The following is a 17571-nucleotide window of genomic DNA, read 5'->3' as shown; positions in this document are numbered from 1 at the left end:
AAACCAGAATCAATTTTGCAGATGAATAATATAGCAGTTATTAAAGTGGTAACCATGAGCGCCTGTTTGATAGGAGCGGGAATGGCTGCCCTGGCGCAGGATACTACGAAACGCAAAACGATTGATATTACTTCCACTTTTAAACCGGTACTGCGGGAGGCATCGAAGATCAATTTCAATGCGGCGCCTCCTTTGGTAGATACATCCCGGCCTGCACTTAATTATAATATACCTGTACAGAATTTATATTTCACTTACCAGCCTGCAGAACTGAAGCCGGTGGCCCTGCAAATGGACTCTATTAATAGCTGGCTGTACAATAATTATATTAAAGTAGGCATTGGTAATGTGCACCAGCCTTATGTGAAAGCGGGCTTCAGCTTTGGCGATAATAAGAATACGTTCTTTAATGTATTTGCCAATTATTATAATTCAAAAGGCGATAAGGAGTTTCAAAAGAACAGCCTTGCCAGTGTAGGCGCGGCAGTTACGTATAAAACGCCTAAAAACCTGGAATGGAATGGTACGCTCGGCTTTAGCAGTGACGACTATTATTTGTATGGCTTTCGCCCGGAAACCCTGCAATTTACCAAGCGCGACCTGCGCCAGCGTTTCCAGACGATTGAAGGGAAGGTACATTTCCGTAACATAGAGCCTACAGAGTTCGGGCTCAGTTATCACCCCAGTTTGCGGGTAAGTGTGTTTGGCGATAACCATGATGTGAAAGGCCGTGAAGCCAATACGGTGTTGAACCTGCCGCTGGAAAAATCATTTGGCGATGAGTTTGCCTTTAAGCTGGGTGTAACTGCCGATCTTACCAATTACCAGATGGATAGCGGCAGCAATAAGTTTACTGATAATAATAACCTGTACCAGGTATCGGCGGCTGTATTGTACAAAACGCCCAACCTGTATATTCATGGCGGAGTGATACCAACCTGGCAGAGTGACCGCTTTAACCTGCTGCCCAACCTGATGGCCGATATCTCCACCAATGATAAGCAACTTACCCTGCAACTGGGCTGGATCGGCTATTACCTGAAAGGTTCTTACCAGCGTTTTGCTTCCATCAATCCCTGGCTGGCGCAGCCGGATTCATTACGAAATACCCGGGTAGAAGAACGGTATGCCGGTTTCAAGGGATCACTGGCAGGCCACTTCAGTTATTCGGCTAAAATAGGGCTGCAGACGTTTACCGATATGGCCTTGTTTACGAATGATACCGTGGATGGTAAAACATTCAAAACGATTTATGAGCCTAAGATAAAGGCGGTGAACCTGCATACGGAAGTAGGTTATAATATAGGGGAAAAGTTTAATGCAACAGCCGCTGTTAACTTAAACTGGTTTACCAAAGTAGAGCGGGAATTAAAAGCCTGGGGGCTTATTCCTGTGGAGCTGAATGTAGGCCTGCGCTGGCAGATGATGAAAGACCTCTGGTTTCATACCGACCTCTGGGCCTGGAATTCCCCGCGCTGGCGTGGTAAAGATGGACTGTCGTACAAAGGGGATGGGGGCTTTGACCTGAATGCAGGTGCTGAGTTCCGGATTACCAAAAACTTTAATCTGTGGTTGCAGATGAACAATATCCTCAATAATAAGTACGAACGCTGGAATCAGTATGAGGTATTCGGGTTTAATATACTGGGCGGGATAACGTATTCTTTTAATCAGAAATAGCGAAGTCTGAAGCTGAAGACCGGGAGCCGGAAAGGCGGGAAGACTGTAAGTTTTCTTTGTTTTTCCCGTAAAATACTGTTGCTTCGCAACGCTAAAACCTGTGGAACATGATAGAAGCGCTGACCAGTTACTTACTGCAACATAAAAGTATAAGTATTCCGGGCCTGGGGACCGTCTATATTGAACGGATCCCGGCTCAAACTGATTTTGTGAATAAGCAGATACTGCCGCCTTCTTATCATTTCCGTTTTGACAAGTATTTCGATGCGCCGGACAAGGAGTTTTTTACTTACCTGGCCCAGCAAAAGGATATTGCCGACTATGAAGCCATCAAATGGTACAATGAGTGGGCGTATGAACTGCGCAACCGCCTGCGCACGGATGAAGTAGTGGAATGGAAAGGCGTGGGTTTACTGAAGAAAGATATTTCGGGCGATATTGTTTTTGAAGCTTCCGGGGCCATTCCTTCTGCCCAGCAGCCTGCTCCTGCTACGCGGGTGATCCACAGCCATACCCAGCATACGATGCTGGTGGGCGATCATGAAGTAACCCGTGAGATCAATACCGCCGAGGTAGATAATCCTTTCCCGGAAGAGGAAGAGGCCGTCAGGAATACCTGGTGGATCTATGCACTGATCATTGCCGCCATTGCATTAAGTATTATCTTCTTTAATTTCTATAAAAATGGCTTTTCTACCTCCGGTACAGGTAACCAGCAGCGTATTGGTGTAGGCCGGTAAGAAGGCTTCGACAACCCTTCGACAAGCTCAGGGTGACAATACTCAGGGTGACAATTCAACGACGTGACTTCTGTATTCCGCATTCTTTCCCTTTCTTTGCAACCGTGGAAAAGTCAGCAATTATTCATCACACGCATTGCCCGGGCTGTAATGCCACTGCCATACACCAGGTACTGGCTGTAAAGGATTATACCGTATCGCAGCAATCTTTTGAAGTATGGCATTGCGATGCCTGTACTTTACGTTTTACGCAGGATGTGCCGGCAGAAGATGCTATAGGCCAATACTACCAGTCGGAAAACTATATTTCCCATACCAATACCAGCAAAGGGCTTGTTAACCGGCTTTATCATATCGTCCGGAATTATACACTGGGCAGCAAAAAAAGGCTTGTGCAGGCGTTTACCCAAAAAACGACCGGCACATTGCTGGATGTGGGAGCGGGGGTAGGAGCCTTTGCGGGCTTTATGCGTCAGCAGGGATGGCAGGTAACAGGATTGGAGCCTGATGCTGAAACCCGTAAACGGGCATTGGAGCAACACCGTATTACTTTACAGGATACAAGTGATTTGTTTAAGTTGCCGGCGGGTCATTTTGACGCCATCACTTTATGGCATGTGCTGGAGCACGTACACCGCCTGCATGCCTGCCTAGACCAGCTTAAGACATTATTAAAACCCGGCGGGGTATTGTTGGTTGCGGTGCCCAATTATACAGCAGCGGATGCCACCTTTTATGCATCACACTGGGCTGCTTATGATGTTCCCAGGCACCTGTATCATTTTTCACCGGCTTCCATGCGGGTACTGTTGCAACAGCATGGCCTTACCGTAAAAGCAATAAAACCGATGTGGTTTGATAGTTTCTATGTGAGCCTGTTGAGTGAAAAGTATAAAACAGGAAAAGCCAGCGTGGTAAAAGGCTTCTTCCGTGGCTTTGTTTCCAACGGAAAAGCGCTCCGGAATAAGGAGCAATGCAGTTCCCTGATTTATGTTATCACCAAATAGATTACTGCACCTGCAGTTCGTACATCGTAGGCCATTTTTTCCCGGTAACAAAGATTTTTCCGGTGCTGCTGTCGAAGGCAATACCATTTAATTCTGCAGCGGCGGGATACAGTGTTTTCGCTTCCCGGTCAAGGCTATCCAGGTTGAGTTGTCCCAATATTTTACCGGTTTGCGGGTCAATTTTAAAAACGACATTCGCTCCCCATTTATTGGCATAGATCACGCCATTGACATACTCCAGTTCATTGATGTTGTTGACGGGGCTGCCATTGTGGATGACGGTCACCGTATATTTTACCCGTAAGGAATCCGGGTCCAGGTAATACAGGTTGCTGCTGCCATCGCTCATGATGAGGGAGGCGGTGTCATGCGTTAAGCCCCATCCTTCACGGGTAGGCAGCTTAAATTCCCTGATGAGCTTAAAGGTATTGGCATCATAAATAAAGGCTGCTCCGCTCTGCCAGGTCAACTGGTAGAGCTTATCCTTAAAAACGGTAATGCCTTCGCCGAAATGCTTTGATTTATCCAGTTTGGCTTTCGTCATTACTTTGCCTGTTTCCCGGTTTACCACGCCAAATTCTGAAGGGTAGGGACTGCTGTCGTCATTACCGCCCGAACTTTCCAGCAACTGGCCTTTGTAGAATTCCAGCCCTTCTGTGAAATAGGTGGTATCGTGCGGATGCTTGTTGACCACTGAAAAAGGGATTACAGGAGGCGGGACGTCGGACGTTCCCGGATTGGGAGTGTCGGGAGCGTTGGTGTCAGGACCTCCGCAAGACCAGGTTGTAATGGCCATCGCAAATGCTATGTAGCTGACTTTCTTCATAATAGGTTATCCTCAATAACGCTAAAAATACAAATTGTTATTCTTAGGAGCCAAAAATACAATACGCCCCCTAAGTTAAGGGAGAACGCCCTTGAAAATTTTGGTAAAGTGCTTTGAATTATTGAAAACTTTTATTTGCTTTACATCAGCTTATCGTCTGAATACCACTCAACAACGTACCTCCTTTCTCAATTTCCTGCTTTAAGCAGAGTGGCTCAATGAATAGGTAACTCTGTGGACCCGTTAGTCTTTATTTTCCTGTTGTTTGTTTATTGCTTTACTCCAATATCATCTACAGTAATTGTTTTGGCATGACCCTGTTGTAGGCAGGGATCAGTTGTGCAATATTGTTATTGGTTCAACCTGTATTTTCCAATCTCCTGCTGAGTAATCGCCTGTTACGCACAAATCCTTTAGGAAGACGACTTCCAGCGCCTATGTGACGACCACAAAGAAAGTCGTTACCATGAAACATTTTGTACTCGCGTTTTTACTTTTATGGGCTTACCAGGTTGTTCCCGCTCAGCGCAATTGTGCTTCGCATGAATACCTGCAGCAACAGTTACAGGCCGATCCTTTGCTGGCCCAGCGGATCGCTGCTTTTGAAGCGCCCCGCACCAGCGAAGTTATGCTCAACGGAACGGTGTCGCCTACGCCACAGGTTATTAAAATACCTGTAGTTGTACACGTGTTGTATAATACTGCTTCCCAGAATATCAGCGATGAACAAATACGATCACAAATAGCCGCATTGAATAAAGACTTCAGGAAGCTCAATGGGGATACGGTAAACATACCGGCTGTGTTCAGACACCTGGCGGCTGACTGCCAGTTGGAATTTGAACTGGCTAAGATTGATCCTTCCGGCAGGGCTACTACAGGAATTACGCGGAAGAAGACGTCGATCCTGATGTTTGGCCTGGATGACCGCATTAAGTATTCAGGCAGTGGCGGTGAGAATGCCTGGGATGCCGACAGTTATCTTAATATATGGATTGGTAACCTGGCAGGCGGACTGCTCGGCTATGCCAGCACTATTGGCTGCGCCAAAGCAATAGATGGTGTAGCCATCTCTCCTTCCGCTTTTGGAACGATGGGTACTGCCGCGGCTCCTTATAACAAAGGACGTACGGCTACTCATGAAATCGGTCACTGGCTGGGGCTTCGTCATATATGGGGTGATTCTTATTGCGGCGATGATCATGTGGACGATACGCCTCCCCAGCGAAGTGCTACCCGTAGTTGTCCTACCGGTGTGGTGGTTAGCTGCGATAATAATCCGTATGGCAATATGTATACGAATTATATGGACTTTACGGACGACGCCTGCCTTAACCTCTTCACCCTGGGGCAGCGTAATAAGATGAGAAGCCTCTTTCAGTCCGGCTCAGCCCGCTATTCCTTGTTGTTTTCAAAAGCCCTTACAGGTACACCGGTAACAGGGCCTGTAGCAACTCCCACAGAAGAGCCTGCTGTGATTACTGAAGTGGTTGCCAAAGTATATCCCAATCCGTCGGCTAATTTTATTACTGTAGAAGCAGGTAAGGAAGGAGAATTGATAGGTAAGACGATTACCCTGCGTAATCACCTGGGGCAACTGTCCATGCAGGTGAAGATCACCAAAGGCACGATGGGGCTGAATATCCGGCACCTGGCGGATGGTGTGTATTATCTTCGTGTAGAAGGTACTTCCAAAGTGATTAAAGTTTTAATTAGTAAGTGAGCCGGCAGTCGGCAATGCATTTGCGACGACACAGGCTTCTGTATGCTGGCTTCTGATTGCTGTATTCTTGTCTTCAGTCCTTCAGCATTTCGGCTACCTTCTCTCCGATAACAGGCGCCAGGGCAACGCCCATACCACTCATGCGTACGGCGCAATATACCTGGGGGGATACTTCCTGCATGATGGGCATTTTCTCCGATCCCATGCCCATGATACCGCTCCACCGGTCGGTGATGGCGTATTCTTTGCCGGGCAAGATGTAATGCGCCAGGAAATGTTCCAGCTCCTTTTGTATGGTATCGGTGGTATTCATTTCTGTGGTGCGTTCTTCCTCAAAAGCCTTATTACGGGCCCCTCCCAATAATACGCGGTTGCCGATGTTGCGAAAGTAATAATACCCTTCATCATAATGAAAGGTGCCATTGAGCTTTAATCCGTGTATGGTGGAAGTCACCAGCACTTGCCCACGGGCAGGTATAATATCCAGTGCAGGCAATAGCTCTTTAGCGAAAGCATTGGTACATACCAGTATTTTTGAAGCAGTAAAACGCAGTTGCTGTTTGGTGTATAAGACCATCTTGTCTACAATCTTTTCAAAATGGGTGATCTCTACGCCGTTGAATACAATAACACCCATGGATTGTACCAGTTGAAGCAAAGCCTGGCAGAGTTTGCCGGAATGCAGGTAGCCTTCCAGTTTATTCTCCAGCAGATGCGCTACATGCTGAAAGCCGAATTCACTGATCTTTTTATCGGATAATTTAAAAGTCTGGCTTGTTTTGATGGCTTGTTTCAGTTTCTTGTTCATGGTTGCTATCTGTTCTTCCAGCGCTTCCATGCCGGGATCACTATCCGCAGCGATCAGCTCATAGCCGCCGCATAGTTCAAAGTCAATCAGCTTTTCATCCAGGATCTTGCGCATACGCTGTAAACCCTGGTAGCGCATACTGACCAGTTCGAGGGTTTTGTCTTCGCCCATTTTTGTAAAGTCTTCCTGTAGTTCTGTAACACTGCCAAAGCAGGCAAACCCGGCATTGCGGGTGCTGGCTCCGGTAGGAATGACGCCCCTGTCTACAATAGCTACGGAACACCGGGGATTTTGTTTTTTCAGGTAATAAGCGCTCCATAATCCTACCAGTCCGCTGCCTACAATGATCACATCCTTTGGCGCATAAAAACTCTCTTTTTCCCAAATGGAGATCTGCATAAAAGTTTTTTATAGAATACTGGTATTAATTTTGAACGCCATTAAAAAGCCCAGACACATACGGTAAAAGCGACCAGAATATTGTACGTTTGTGCTTGACATAAAACAAAAATATAAGTAATCACTACGACTCCAAATTATTTCCTTATGAAAAAATCTATCTACGCTTTAATCCTTAGTGTTTTTTTACTAAACAGTTGCGAAACTGCGCATCAAATCCTGAAAGATTACGGACAAACTTCCGGTGGACTGACGAATGCCGACATTGTGTCGGGCCTGAAGGAAGCGCTGTCTGTAGGCGCCCAGCAATCTTCCAATCAACTCTCCGCGCTGGACGGGTTCTTTAAGAATGCTGCTATAAAGATACTATTACCGGAGGAAGCACAAAAGGTAGAAAAAACACTACGTGATGTGGGACTGGGCAGCCTGGTAGATAAAGCAATCCTTTCTGTGAACAGGGCTGCTGAAGATGCTGCCAAATCAGCCGCACCTATTTTTATCAATGCCGTAAAAAGCATGAGCATCCAGGATGCATTAGGCATTCTTAAAGGCGGTGATTTTGCTGCTACCAGTTACCTGAAGCAAAAGACAACAGCACAGTTAACAGAAGCCTTCCGCCCCGTGATAGAGCAATCGCTCAGTAAGGTAGGCGCTACCAAATACTGGTCGGATGTATTTACGAATTACAATCGTTTTGCCACCAATAAAATCAATCCCGACCTGGCTTCCTTTGTTACTGGTAAAGCTATGGACGGTATTTTTTACCAGGTAGGACTGGAAGAACAGAAGATCCGCAAAGATCCTGTTGCGCGCACTACTGAAATATTGAAGAAGGTATTTGGCAGCAAGCAGGCGCAGGGGAGTTAATTGTTTTCGTTCCAACTTCAACCATAAAAAAAGCGATCCTCCAAAGAGGATCGCTTTTATATTTTGTTACTACTCGTTTCTTACAAGTGTATCGCCTCACCATACGCTGCTTCGATAGCGTCTTTAATGCTTTCGCTGATGGTGGGGTGGGGGTGGATGCTGTTCAATACTTCATGGTGGGTAGTTTCCAGCTTGCGGGCCACTACTGTTTCCACGATTACTTCAGTTACATTGTAACCGATCATGTGGGTACCTAACCATTCACCGTATTTGGCATCGAAGATCACTTTCACGAAACCTTCGGTATGACCGGCGCCTACTGCTTTACCCGAAGCGCTCAGGGGGAATTTACCCACCTTCACTTCATAACCGGCTTCTTTGGCCTGCTTTTCGGTGAAGCCTACAGAGGCTACTTCAGGCGTGCAATAAGTACAACCCGGAACGTTGCCATAATCCAGCGGCTCGGGCTGGTGGTTATATTTCTTTTCATTGTAGCCGATGTTCTCTACGCAGATGATGCCTTCTTTGGAAGCTACATGCGCCAGGGCCTGGCCAGGTACGCAGTCGCCAATGGCATAAATGCCGGGAACATTGGTTTGGTAATACTTGTCAACAGCGATCCTGCCTTTGTCGGTCTTAACACCTGTTTCTTCCAGGCCAATACCTTCAATGTTGGCAGCAACACCTACGGCGCTCAACAAGATATCGGCTTCGAGGGTTATTTCACCATTAGCAGTTTTTACTTTTGCTTTAACGCCATTACCACTGGTATCCACACTGGTTACCTCGGCGCTGGTTAATACATCAATGCCTTTTTTCTTGAAGTTCTTTTCCAGTTCTTTTGAAATGTCCTCATCTTCCACCGGCACTATCCTTGGCATGAATTCAACGATGGTCACTTTGCTACCCAGGCTGCTGTAGAAGTAGCCAAATTCAACGCCAATGGCGCCACTGCCTACCACAATAATGCTTTTGGGTTGCTGGGGCAATACCATCGCTTCACGGTAACCAATTACCTTTTTGCCATCCTGCTTGAGGTTGGGCAGTTCACGGCTGCGGCCGCCGGTAGCCAGGATGATGTGTTTTCCTTCCACCACCTGTTTGCTGCCATCAGCGGCAGTTACTTCTATCTGGCCTTTGGCTTTCAGTTTACCAAAGCCCATCACCACATCAATTTTATTTTTCTTCATGAGGAACTGAACGCCCTTGCTCATTTTATCGGCGGCTCCGCGGCTGCGTTTGATAACGGCTGCAAAGTCGGCCTGGCCGGAAGCTTCAATACCAAAATCCTTTGAATGGTTAATATATTCCATTACCTGGGCGCTCTTGAGGAGGGCCTTGGTGGGGATACAACCCCAGTTGAGACAGATACCTCCCAGGCTTTCTTTTTCAATAATTGCGGTCTTAAACCCAAGCTGTGCGGCGCGGATAGCTGCCACGTATCCGCCGGGGCCGCTACCGAGAACTACTACGTCGTATGCCATATTTGATGTACGATTTTAGATTTCTGATTGCTGAATATGAATGCTTTACTGCTCAAAAGACCAGCGAAGCTACTCGAAAATGCTAAAAAAGCCAAATGAGCGCTATGTATAACAGCAGATGGCAGTCAACTGTTTATTCAGTAACTTCCTTGCCAAAGCTGCCGTTTCATGAAAAAAATAGCACGTTATATTCTCTATTTTATTCTCCTGCTGATAGCCACTTTTTCCATCTATGCTTTTGCCAGCGGAAGGACCTATCTCTTCAGGGCTGTATGGTACAATTTTGCAGATATTGATGATTACGAGAAGTTCAGCAATAATACCGTCACCACCGATGTACACCAGCCCTGGAACCTGGCGGCAGCTTATAATAAAGAGAAGATGCCCGACAGCCTCGGGCAAATGCTGCAGGAACTGGGCACTGTTGCCGTACTTGTTGTGAAGCACGACTCCCTGCTGTTTGAGCAATATGGAGAAGGCTATAATGACTCTTCCTGGTCGGGTTCTTTTTCTGTGGCCAAAAGTATTACCAGCCTGCTCATTGGCGCTGCTTTGAAAGAAGGGAAGATCCATTCCCTCCAGGATCCCGTGGGCAATTACCTCCCGGAATTCGCATCCGGTAAAAAAGCCGCTGTAAAGATCATTGACCTGCTTACGATGAGCAGTGGCAGTGACTGGGATGAATCCTATTCCAACCCGCTTTCTGTGACTACCGAAGCTTATTATGGCAGTGATATTTATAAAGCCGCTATTGGGGTTACTATTACAGCCATCCCGGGAACGCTGCACCGCTATAAATCGGGTGATACGCAACTGCTTGGCCTGGTGTTGGAAAAGGCTACCGGTAAGTCATTAAGCGCTTATGCAGCCGAAAAGCTGTGGCAACCATTGGGGGCCGAGCATCCGGCGCTTTGGAGCACCGACCATACAGGCGGTCATGAGAAGGCTTATTGCTGCTTTAATTCCAACGCCCGGGATTTTGCCCGGCTGGGACAGTTGATGCTGGATAGCGGCCGCTGGAAAGGTAACGAGATCATAACACCGGATTATTATGCGGCTTCTGTAAAGCCCTGTGGCATTCCTGATGAATCGGGCCATCCCTGCGATTATTATGGTTACCAGTGGTGGATCGTGCCCAATGCACCGGAAATATTTTATGCCCGTGGCATATTGGGGCAGTATATTATCGTAATTCCCGATAAACAACTGGTAATAGTACGGTTGGGCAAGAAGCGCTCTCCCATCCGGATCAATGGCGCCCCGGCCGAAGTGGATGCTTTAATAAGGTGGGGACGAACTTTTTAACTCTTTTAGTGTTTTACTACTTTTGTCGCGCTTAATTGCAATTCAATCAGGTATGAAATTAGACATTCTCGCTATCGGGGTACATCCGGACGATGTGGAACTGGGTTGCTCCGGCACTATTCTCAATGAAATCAGGTTGGGTAAGAAGGTAGGCATCCTTGATCTTACACAGGGAGAGCTGGGTACCCGCGGCACCGTGGAAACGCGGTATGCCGAAGCGGCCGAGGCTGCCCGCGTACTAGGTGTGCACCTGCGGGACAACCTGCACATGCGGGATGGTTTTTTCCGCAATGATGAGGAGCACCAGCTCAAGCTGATACAGGCCATCCGCACGTATCAACCCGAAATCGTGATTGCCAATATCCTGAATGACCGTCATCCGGACCATGGCCGTGCAGGGCACCTGATCGCAGATGCCTGTTTTCTTTCCGGACTGATCAAGATTGAAACAAAGGATGGGACCGGGAATCCACAAGCCCGCTGGCGGCCCAAATATGTACTGCATTATATGCAGGATTGGTTTCATGAGCCGGATATATTGATTGATATCAGTGATGTGTTTGAGCAGCGCATGAAATCGATCGAGGCTTATTCGACACAGTTCTTCAACGGCGGCCCTGATAATACAGAGCCGCAAACCTATATTTCCTCCCCTGATTTCCTGGACAGTGTGATTGCGCGGGCACGTATGTTGGGCAAGCGCATCGGTGTTAAATATGCGGAAGGATTTATCAGCGAAAAGAAGATCGGTATCCGGAACCTGGATGCGCTGGTGCAGGTGGAAACCTGATCAGTTTTGTCCCCAAACTGTCACATAAGTTAGCGTCTCGCTAAAATTCCCGAATCCGGCACATCTATTGCACATTTTTCGACGTTTATTAGCAGGTTAAGCGTAACTTTGCCAACCATTTATATTTAAAAAGAGAAGCTCATGTCAGTGCCCAAGTTTGCGAACGTTCAACATTCCTTCCATACCGAGTTAAAGCGGCGTATCAGTTCGTATTTTGAAGAAGTGGGAAAATCTCAAACCGGCGATTATCCTATTTTCATAAAGGCGGTGATCCTGATGGTGAGCTTTGTGCTTATTTATATCCACCTTATATTTTTTACGCCTGCTGTTATCTGGCAGGTACTGGAGAGTGTACTGCTGGGTGGCGTAGTGGCCGCTATTGGTTTTAATGTGATGCATGATGGCGCGCATGGCAGCTTCAGTAAATACAAATGGATAAATTCATTTGCCGCTTTTTCGCTCAATATCCTTGGTGGCAACAGCTTTATGTGGAATATGAAGCACAATGTGATTCACCATGCCTTTACCAACGTAGATGGTGTGGATGATGATATTGACATCCAACCCTGGATGCGTATGAGCGCTACGCAGAAAAAGTACCGCCTGCATAAATACCAGCACATCTATTTCTGGTTCCTGTATTCTTTGTTGTACCTGTTCTGGATCTTTGTACTGGATTACCAGAAGTACTTCAAAAGCAAGGTCGGTAACATGCCCCTGAAGAAAATGAAGTTATCTGACCACCTCGTATTCTGGGGTTTCAAGGTATTCCACCTGTTCCTTTTTGTAGGGCTGCCTATTTACATGGTAGGCTTTACTTCCTGGCTCATCAGCTTTATCATCTTCACTTTGGTAGCGGGTCTTGTATTAAGCCTCGTATTCCAGTTGGCGCACACGGTAGAGCATACAGCTTTCCCTATGCCAAACGAAGCTACCGGTAAAATGGAAGATGAATGGGCCGTACACCAGATTAAAACGACAGCCAATTTTGCTACTCATAACAAGCTGGTAAGCTGGCTGGTGGGCGGATTGAATTTCCAGATAGAACACCACTTATTTCCCAAGATATCACACGTACATTACCCGGCTATCAGCAAGATCATCCGGCAGGCTTGCCAGGAGTATGGTATTGCCTACATTGAATATCCCCGGGTACGGTATGCTGTTGCCTCCCACGTGGCTTTTTTAAAGCAGATGGGAAGAGCGGCGTAGCCGGAAGTCGGAAAAAAGATAAGCCTGTAAAGATAATTAAGATACAAAAGTCCGTAAGTACCAGGTTACTTGCGGACTTTACATTTATCGGACTTCAGGCCTCTGACTTCAGACTTCTTTTCAACGCAACTATTGCCGGTCATTTTGCGTCTTGTTCCCGGTTAAAAAACTATTTTTGCACTTCATTTTTTAACGGAGCTATCATGTCAAAAGTAAAAGTAGGGCTGGTGCAGATGAACTGCACCGCTAACAAGGAAGAAAACCTGCAGAAGGCGATCGTAAAGGTAAAAGAAGCGGCCGCCAAAGGTGCGCAGATCGTATGCCTGCAGGAACTGTTCACTTCACTCTATTTCTGTGATGTGGAAGATTATGACAACTTCAAGCTGGCGGAGCCCATACCCGGACCTTCTACCGAAGCGCTGGGCAAGGTAGCGGGGGAAGCAGGCGTAGTGATCATTGCTTCTTTATTTGAAAAGAGAACACAGGGTATTTATCACAATACGACCGCCGTACTGGATGCGGACGGTACTTACCTTGGCAAGTACCGCAAAATGCATATACCCGATGATCCGTCCTATTATGAGAAGTTCTACTTCACACCGGGCGATCTCGGTTATAAGGTATTCAAGACTAAGTTTGCCACTTTTGGCGTGCTCATTTGCTGGGACCAATGGTACCCCGAAGCTGCCCGCATTACTTCCCTGATGGGCGCCGAAATACTGTTTTATCCTACCGCTATCGGTTGGGCTACCTCTCAGGATGAAGCCACCAATACAGAACAATACAATGCCTGGCAAACCATTCAGCGCAGCCATGCCGTGGCCAACGGCGTGCATGTGGTGAGTGTAAACAGGGTAGGGATGGAGCAAAACGGCGCTATGAAATTCTGGGGAGGCTCATTTGTGTCCAATCCTTTTGGCAGTCTTATTTATAAAGCCACCCATGACCAGGAAGAAGTGGAAGTGGTGGAGCTGGACCTGCAAAAGACCGATCGTTACCGCACGCACTGGCCTTTCCTGCGTGACCGCCGTATAGATTCTTATCAGCCAATTACCAAACGTTTTATTGACGAGGAAGCATAACAATGGAATTAACTACGCCGAAAAGTTTAGGATATTACTTTCCCGCTGAATTTGCTCCCCATGTTGCTACCTGGCTTAGCTGGCCGCACAAGGAGGCTTCCTGGCCCGGAAAAATTGATGCCATCTATCCGTATTATAGTATGTTCATCAGGGAACTGACGCTGAGCGAAAAGGTGCGCATTAACGTAGTGAACGAGGCCATGCAGGCCTTCGCGCTGAAGTATATCCGGGAAGCCGGGGCCGACCTGGATAAAGTGGAGTTTTTTATACATCCTACCAATGATGCCTGGTGCCGGGACCATGGTCCTGCATTCCTGATCAATCCGGAAGCGGCTGTAAAGAAGGTGATCGTAGACTGGGGCTACAATGCCTGGGGCGATAAATATCCTCCTTACGACCTTGATGATGTGATACCCACACTCATTGGCAAACAGTTTAACCTGCCAGTGTATCATCCTGGTATTGTGATGGAAGGCGGCTCTGTAGAATTCAACGGTAAAGGCACTGTAATGACCTCTACCGCCTGCCTGCTCAACCCCAACCGCAACCCACACCTGAACCAGCAGCAGATAGAGGAATACCTCATCAATTATTATGGCATGGAACAGGTGTTGTGGGTAGATGAAGGCATTGTGGGCGATGATACCGACGGCCATATTGATGATACGGTCCGCTTCGTGAATGAAGACACCGTATTGACCGTGGTAGAGGAGAATAAGCAGGATGAGAATTATGGATTGCTGCAACACAACCTGAAGCAGTTGAAAGCCATGCGCCTGCTGAATGGCAAGCAGTTGAATATTGTAGAACTTCCCATGCCCGATGAAGTAGTATATGAAGACCAGCGCCTGCCGGCTTCTTATGCCAATTTCTATATTGCCAATAAATCGGTGATCGTGCCCACTTTCCGTTGCGATAAGGATGATAAGGCTTTACAGATCATCCAGGGATGTTTCCCTGATAGGAAGGTGGTGGGCATTGACTCCACAGAGATCATCTGGGGACTGGGCAGCTTCCATTGTCTGAGCCAGCAGGAGCCGGAAGTGTGAGGAAAGAATCCAGAATACAGAATCCAGTATTCAGAATAAAGAATCAAGGAGCGTGTAGTTTATAATAGCGGATAAATGCGAAGTCCGTAAGTATCGAGGTACTTACGGACTTCGCATTTTGTCGGACTTCAGACCTCTGACTTCCGGCTTCTTATCCCTTCGCCGCCAGCTTTGCCAGCAACTTCTTATTCAGTGCTACGTAATCGTCATTTTTAGCTTCTGTAGCCAGTTTAATGGACTCGTTGGCAGAAGCGATCGCTTCCTTCTTTTTACCCATTTTTGCTTCGCAATTGGCCTTTTGGTGCAATACCCAGAAAGCTTTGGTATTTTGTGCGGCAGCTTTCCTAAACCATTCCAGGGCTTGGTTCAGGTCTTTGCCATTGTCCATGTAATACAGGGCTGCCGTGAAATAGGGCTTTTTGGATTCGTCGGTATTGCCATTGATCTGCTCATCGATCTGGGCCATTATCCTGGCGTCAATATCAGTTGTAATAGGCAGACCTACTACCGTTTTGTCCCATTGAAGTTGCAGCTCGCATTTGGTATTTGAAATATTTACAAACTGCATGGTAAAGGATTGCGCAGTAGTGGGCACGAGGCGTGATTTAGCCTTTACACGCACCACATCATTTTCTGCTTTGTAGTTAGCGGGAGAGTTAACATCCAGTTGTTTGGTGATGATCAAGGTCCAGTTGGCGGCATCAGGGATGCTTACCAGCCCGTATTTACCGGCGGGAATTTTTGTACCCCCGATGATTACCGTATCCGTAAAGGTAAGTGTGGTAGGCTGGTTGGCGCCAGTACGCCATACCTTGCCATAAGGCACCAGGTCGCCCATGATCTTACGGCCTTTCATGGCAGGGCGGGAATAGGACAGTTCAATAGTGCCCAGGCCAAAGTCCTGTTTAATGAATTGTGTAGGAGAAGGCGCCGGTGTTTTTAACTGTGCGTGACCGGCATATACCATCACCAGTGTGAAAGCAAATACGTTGATGAGTTTGCGCATGACAATAAATTTGCGCAAAGGTAAACGATAATTGTAGTAGAGAAAGTTTAGTTACACAAAAGGTTAAAATCGTACCAGCACGGTGGCTTTTGTCTTGCGTCCTTTGAGCAGTTGCCAGGAGGGACCTTCTTTGATAAGGCGGATGGCTTCCTCATCGTATTCTTTACCAAGTGATTGCTCAATCTTAAAATCCGACAGGGCGCCTTTCCGGTTCACCTGGAAGGTAACGACCACTGTGCCGGTCAGTTCCTCACTGACGGCCGGGACTTTCCTGTTCTTCTCCAGGTATTGCTGGTAGGCCATCCATCCATACACCGGTTGTGCATCCTGCACCCTTACTTCGGGATAGTTGTTACGATACTCTTCTTTGCTCTTTACAGCACCTAATGAACTAATGCCTCTTATGCGCACTACTTGCGTGGATTCGCTATTCAACCGGGGATTAGGCGCTTTTACACCCAGTTGGTTCAGGGCAATATAGTTGTCATACGTATTATTCAATAACTGTAAGTTCTGGGTATAATAACCTGTTACTCCAACGGCAACGTTCACTACCGAGTCATTGGCCGGTATTTTGAAATTGCCTTTGTGGTCGGTGAAGAAGTCCCGGTTATCGTTTACCCGCAGCAACGCATTGGAAAGCGGGTTATTGGCCTGATCGGTTACCCGCCCAACGATGAAGCCGCTCAGCAATGCATTGGGATTCTTTTTTGCCTGCCGCTCTGACAATTCTTTGCGGGAAAGATTCATTTCGCGTTCCCGTGGTTTCGTATAAGCTCCTGCCAGGGTGGTATCCCTGGCCTGTTTGGCAATCACGATCTGCTCGTAATCAACGGGCTTCGCTTGTTGGAAGTCCTGATAGGTTTTGGCGGTATTGCTTCTCCTGAGCGCCTGATCCTTATAATAGGCTACAAGGGCGCTATCGGGCTTAGTGTCTTTGGAAAAGATCTGCCTGGCGTTGGGAGTTGTAAGTTCCAATTTTTTCTCTTCCGTGGTGTAGTTATAGGCAACTACATCATCATTTGCTTCAGCCTTTTGCGGTGTAGCCAGAGACGCTGTTACCTGTTTATCTGCCGGGACAGCTACAGTTTTATTGGCAGCAATGGCAGGTGAATCAAGCCCAACGATTGTTCCGTCGGCAACAGTAGCAGTGGTTTCCGGCTGGGCGGGTGCCAATGAAGGGGTTACACTATCCTGTTTTTCTCCCTGCTTTACTACTGCCAGTTGTGACGCAGGTTCTTTATTTTCCGTTTGCTGAAAATAGTTATATCCCCATATACCACCTATAATGACGATTACCGCTGCAGCAGCGGCGGCCTGCCACCAGCGGAAAGCTACTACCGGCGCCTGCTTCGATTGCTTGCGGGTCCTTTCATATACCTGCCGTTGGAGGTCCTGCAGATGGGCATCTATCACCGAAGCATCGTGTTGCGCCAGTGTTTGCTGCATGCCTTCTATGGCATCGGCGAGGAATGGATCATCCAGCGCTGCCTGTTCGAGCGCATGCATTTCAGCAGGCGACATTTTGCCTCCCAGATATAGTTGGATATCTGCTGCTGAATATTGCTTTATATGATCGTTGGCGGACATGAA

General features: G+C 47.3%; 15 protein-coding genes. 10 read left to right on the top strand and 5 right to left on the bottom strand.

The features are described 5' to 3' along the window. The first annotated feature begins 21 nt into the window (after nucleotides 1-21). The 3 genes from HB364_RS24450 to HB364_RS24440 all read left to right on the top strand — a co-directional run bounded on the left by HB364_RS24450 (nucleotide 22) and on the right by HB364_RS24440 (nucleotide 3427). Nucleotides 22-1680: a TonB-dependent receptor gene (locus HB364_RS24450; RefSeq protein WP_167290951.1), complete on the top strand. Its 1659-nt coding sequence runs from the start codon at nucleotides 22-24 to the stop codon at nucleotides 1678-1680. 107 nt (nucleotides 1681-1787) lie between these two features. Then, the gene (locus HB364_RS24445; protein WP_167290950.1) at nucleotides 1788-2420 is read left to right on the top strand and encodes a hypothetical protein; all 633 of its coding nucleotides are present in this window, start codon (nucleotides 1788-1790) and stop codon (nucleotides 2418-2420) included. Between the two features lie 104 nt (nucleotides 2421-2524). After that, nucleotides 2525-3427: a class I SAM-dependent methyltransferase gene (locus HB364_RS24440; RefSeq protein WP_167290949.1), complete on the top strand. Its 903-nt coding sequence runs from the start codon at nucleotides 2525-2527 to the stop codon at nucleotides 3425-3427. 1 nt (nucleotide 3428) lies between these two features. Here HB364_RS24440 and HB364_RS24435 read toward each other — a convergent pair whose 3' ends face one another. Next, nucleotides 3429-4253: a glutaminyl-peptide cyclotransferase gene (locus tag HB364_RS24435; RefSeq protein WP_167290948.1), complete on the bottom strand. Its 825-nt coding sequence runs from the start codon at nucleotides 4251-4253 to the stop codon at nucleotides 3429-3431. Nucleotides 4254-4719: 466 nt separating this feature from the next. On the opposite strand from HB364_RS24435, the gene HB364_RS24430 reads away from it, so the two are divergent. Next, the gene (locus HB364_RS24430) at nucleotides 4720-5976 is read left to right on the top strand and encodes a M43 family zinc metalloprotease (protein WP_167290947.1); all 1257 of its coding nucleotides are present in this window, start codon (nucleotides 4720-4722) and stop codon (nucleotides 5974-5976) included. 73 nt (nucleotides 5977-6049) lie between these two features. Here the strand turns inward: HB364_RS24430 and HB364_RS24425 are convergent, their stop codons facing one another. Further along, nucleotides 6050-7183 (bottom strand): NAD(P)/FAD-dependent oxidoreductase, encoded by a 1134-nt coding sequence (locus HB364_RS24425; RefSeq protein WP_167290946.1) that lies wholly within the window; start codon nucleotides 7181-7183, stop codon nucleotides 6050-6052. 147 nt (nucleotides 7184-7330) lie between these two features. On the opposite strand from HB364_RS24425, the gene HB364_RS24420 reads away from it, so the two are divergent. Next, nucleotides 7331-8050, top strand: coding sequence for a DUF4197 domain-containing protein (locus tag HB364_RS24420; RefSeq protein ID WP_167290945.1), 720 nt, complete (start codon nucleotides 7331-7333; stop codon nucleotides 8048-8050). 80 nt (nucleotides 8051-8130) lie between these two features. Here HB364_RS24420 and lpdA read toward each other — a convergent pair whose 3' ends face one another. Further along, a complete protein-coding gene (gene lpdA, locus HB364_RS24415) occupies nucleotides 8131-9534 on the bottom strand; it encodes a dihydrolipoyl dehydrogenase (protein WP_167290944.1) in 1404 nt (467 codons plus the stop codon). A 168-nt stretch (nucleotides 9535-9702) separates the two neighbouring features. On the opposite strand from lpdA, the gene HB364_RS24410 reads away from it, so the two are divergent. The 5 genes from HB364_RS24410 to HB364_RS24390 all read left to right on the top strand — a co-directional run bounded on the left by HB364_RS24410 (nucleotide 9703) and on the right by HB364_RS24390 (nucleotide 14972). Beyond that, nucleotides 9703-10839 carry a serine hydrolase domain-containing protein gene (locus HB364_RS24410; RefSeq protein WP_167290943.1) on the top strand — a complete coding sequence of 379 codons (1137 nt, stop codon included), beginning with the start codon at nucleotides 9703-9705 and terminating at the stop codon, nucleotides 10837-10839. A gap of 52 nt (nucleotides 10840-10891) precedes the next feature. Then, the gene (gene bshB1, locus HB364_RS24405; protein WP_167290942.1) at nucleotides 10892-11629 is read left to right on the top strand and encodes a bacillithiol biosynthesis deacetylase BshB1; all 738 of its coding nucleotides are present in this window, start codon (nucleotides 10892-10894) and stop codon (nucleotides 11627-11629) included. Between the two features lie 141 nt (nucleotides 11630-11770). Continuing rightward, nucleotides 11771-12841 (top strand): fatty acid desaturase family protein, encoded by a 1071-nt coding sequence (locus tag HB364_RS24400; RefSeq protein ID WP_167290941.1) that lies wholly within the window; start codon nucleotides 11771-11773, stop codon nucleotides 12839-12841. 203 nt (nucleotides 12842-13044) lie between these two features. Then, on the top strand, nucleotides 13045-13923 hold the full coding sequence (locus tag HB364_RS24395) for a carbon-nitrogen hydrolase (RefSeq protein WP_167290940.1): 879 nt from the start codon (nucleotides 13045-13047) through the stop codon (nucleotides 13921-13923). A gap of 2 nt (nucleotides 13924-13925) precedes the next feature. After that, the gene (locus HB364_RS24390; RefSeq protein WP_167290939.1) at nucleotides 13926-14972 is read left to right on the top strand and encodes an agmatine deiminase family protein; all 1047 of its coding nucleotides are present in this window, start codon (nucleotides 13926-13928) and stop codon (nucleotides 14970-14972) included. A 151-nt stretch (nucleotides 14973-15123) separates the two neighbouring features. Here the strand turns inward: HB364_RS24390 and HB364_RS24385 are convergent, their stop codons facing one another. Beyond that, nucleotides 15124-15978, bottom strand: a complete 855-nt coding sequence (locus HB364_RS24385) for a DUF2911 domain-containing protein (protein WP_167290938.1) — start codon at nucleotides 15976-15978, stop codon at nucleotides 15124-15126. A 63-nt stretch (nucleotides 15979-16041) separates the two neighbouring features. After that, nucleotides 16042-17568 carry an energy transducer TonB gene (locus HB364_RS24380; protein ID WP_167290937.1) on the bottom strand — a complete coding sequence of 509 codons (1527 nt, stop codon included), beginning with the start codon at nucleotides 17566-17568 and terminating at the stop codon, nucleotides 16042-16044. Nucleotides 17569-17571 lie beyond the last annotated feature (3 nt).

The sequence above is a fragment of the Paraflavitalea devenefica genome (assembly GCF_011759375.1).
GTDB lineage: Bacteria > Bacteroidota > Bacteroidia > Chitinophagales > Chitinophagaceae > Paraflavitalea > Paraflavitalea devenefica.
Note: the sequence above shows the minus strand (reverse complement) of the source record. Positions and strands in the feature narration are given on the sequence as shown.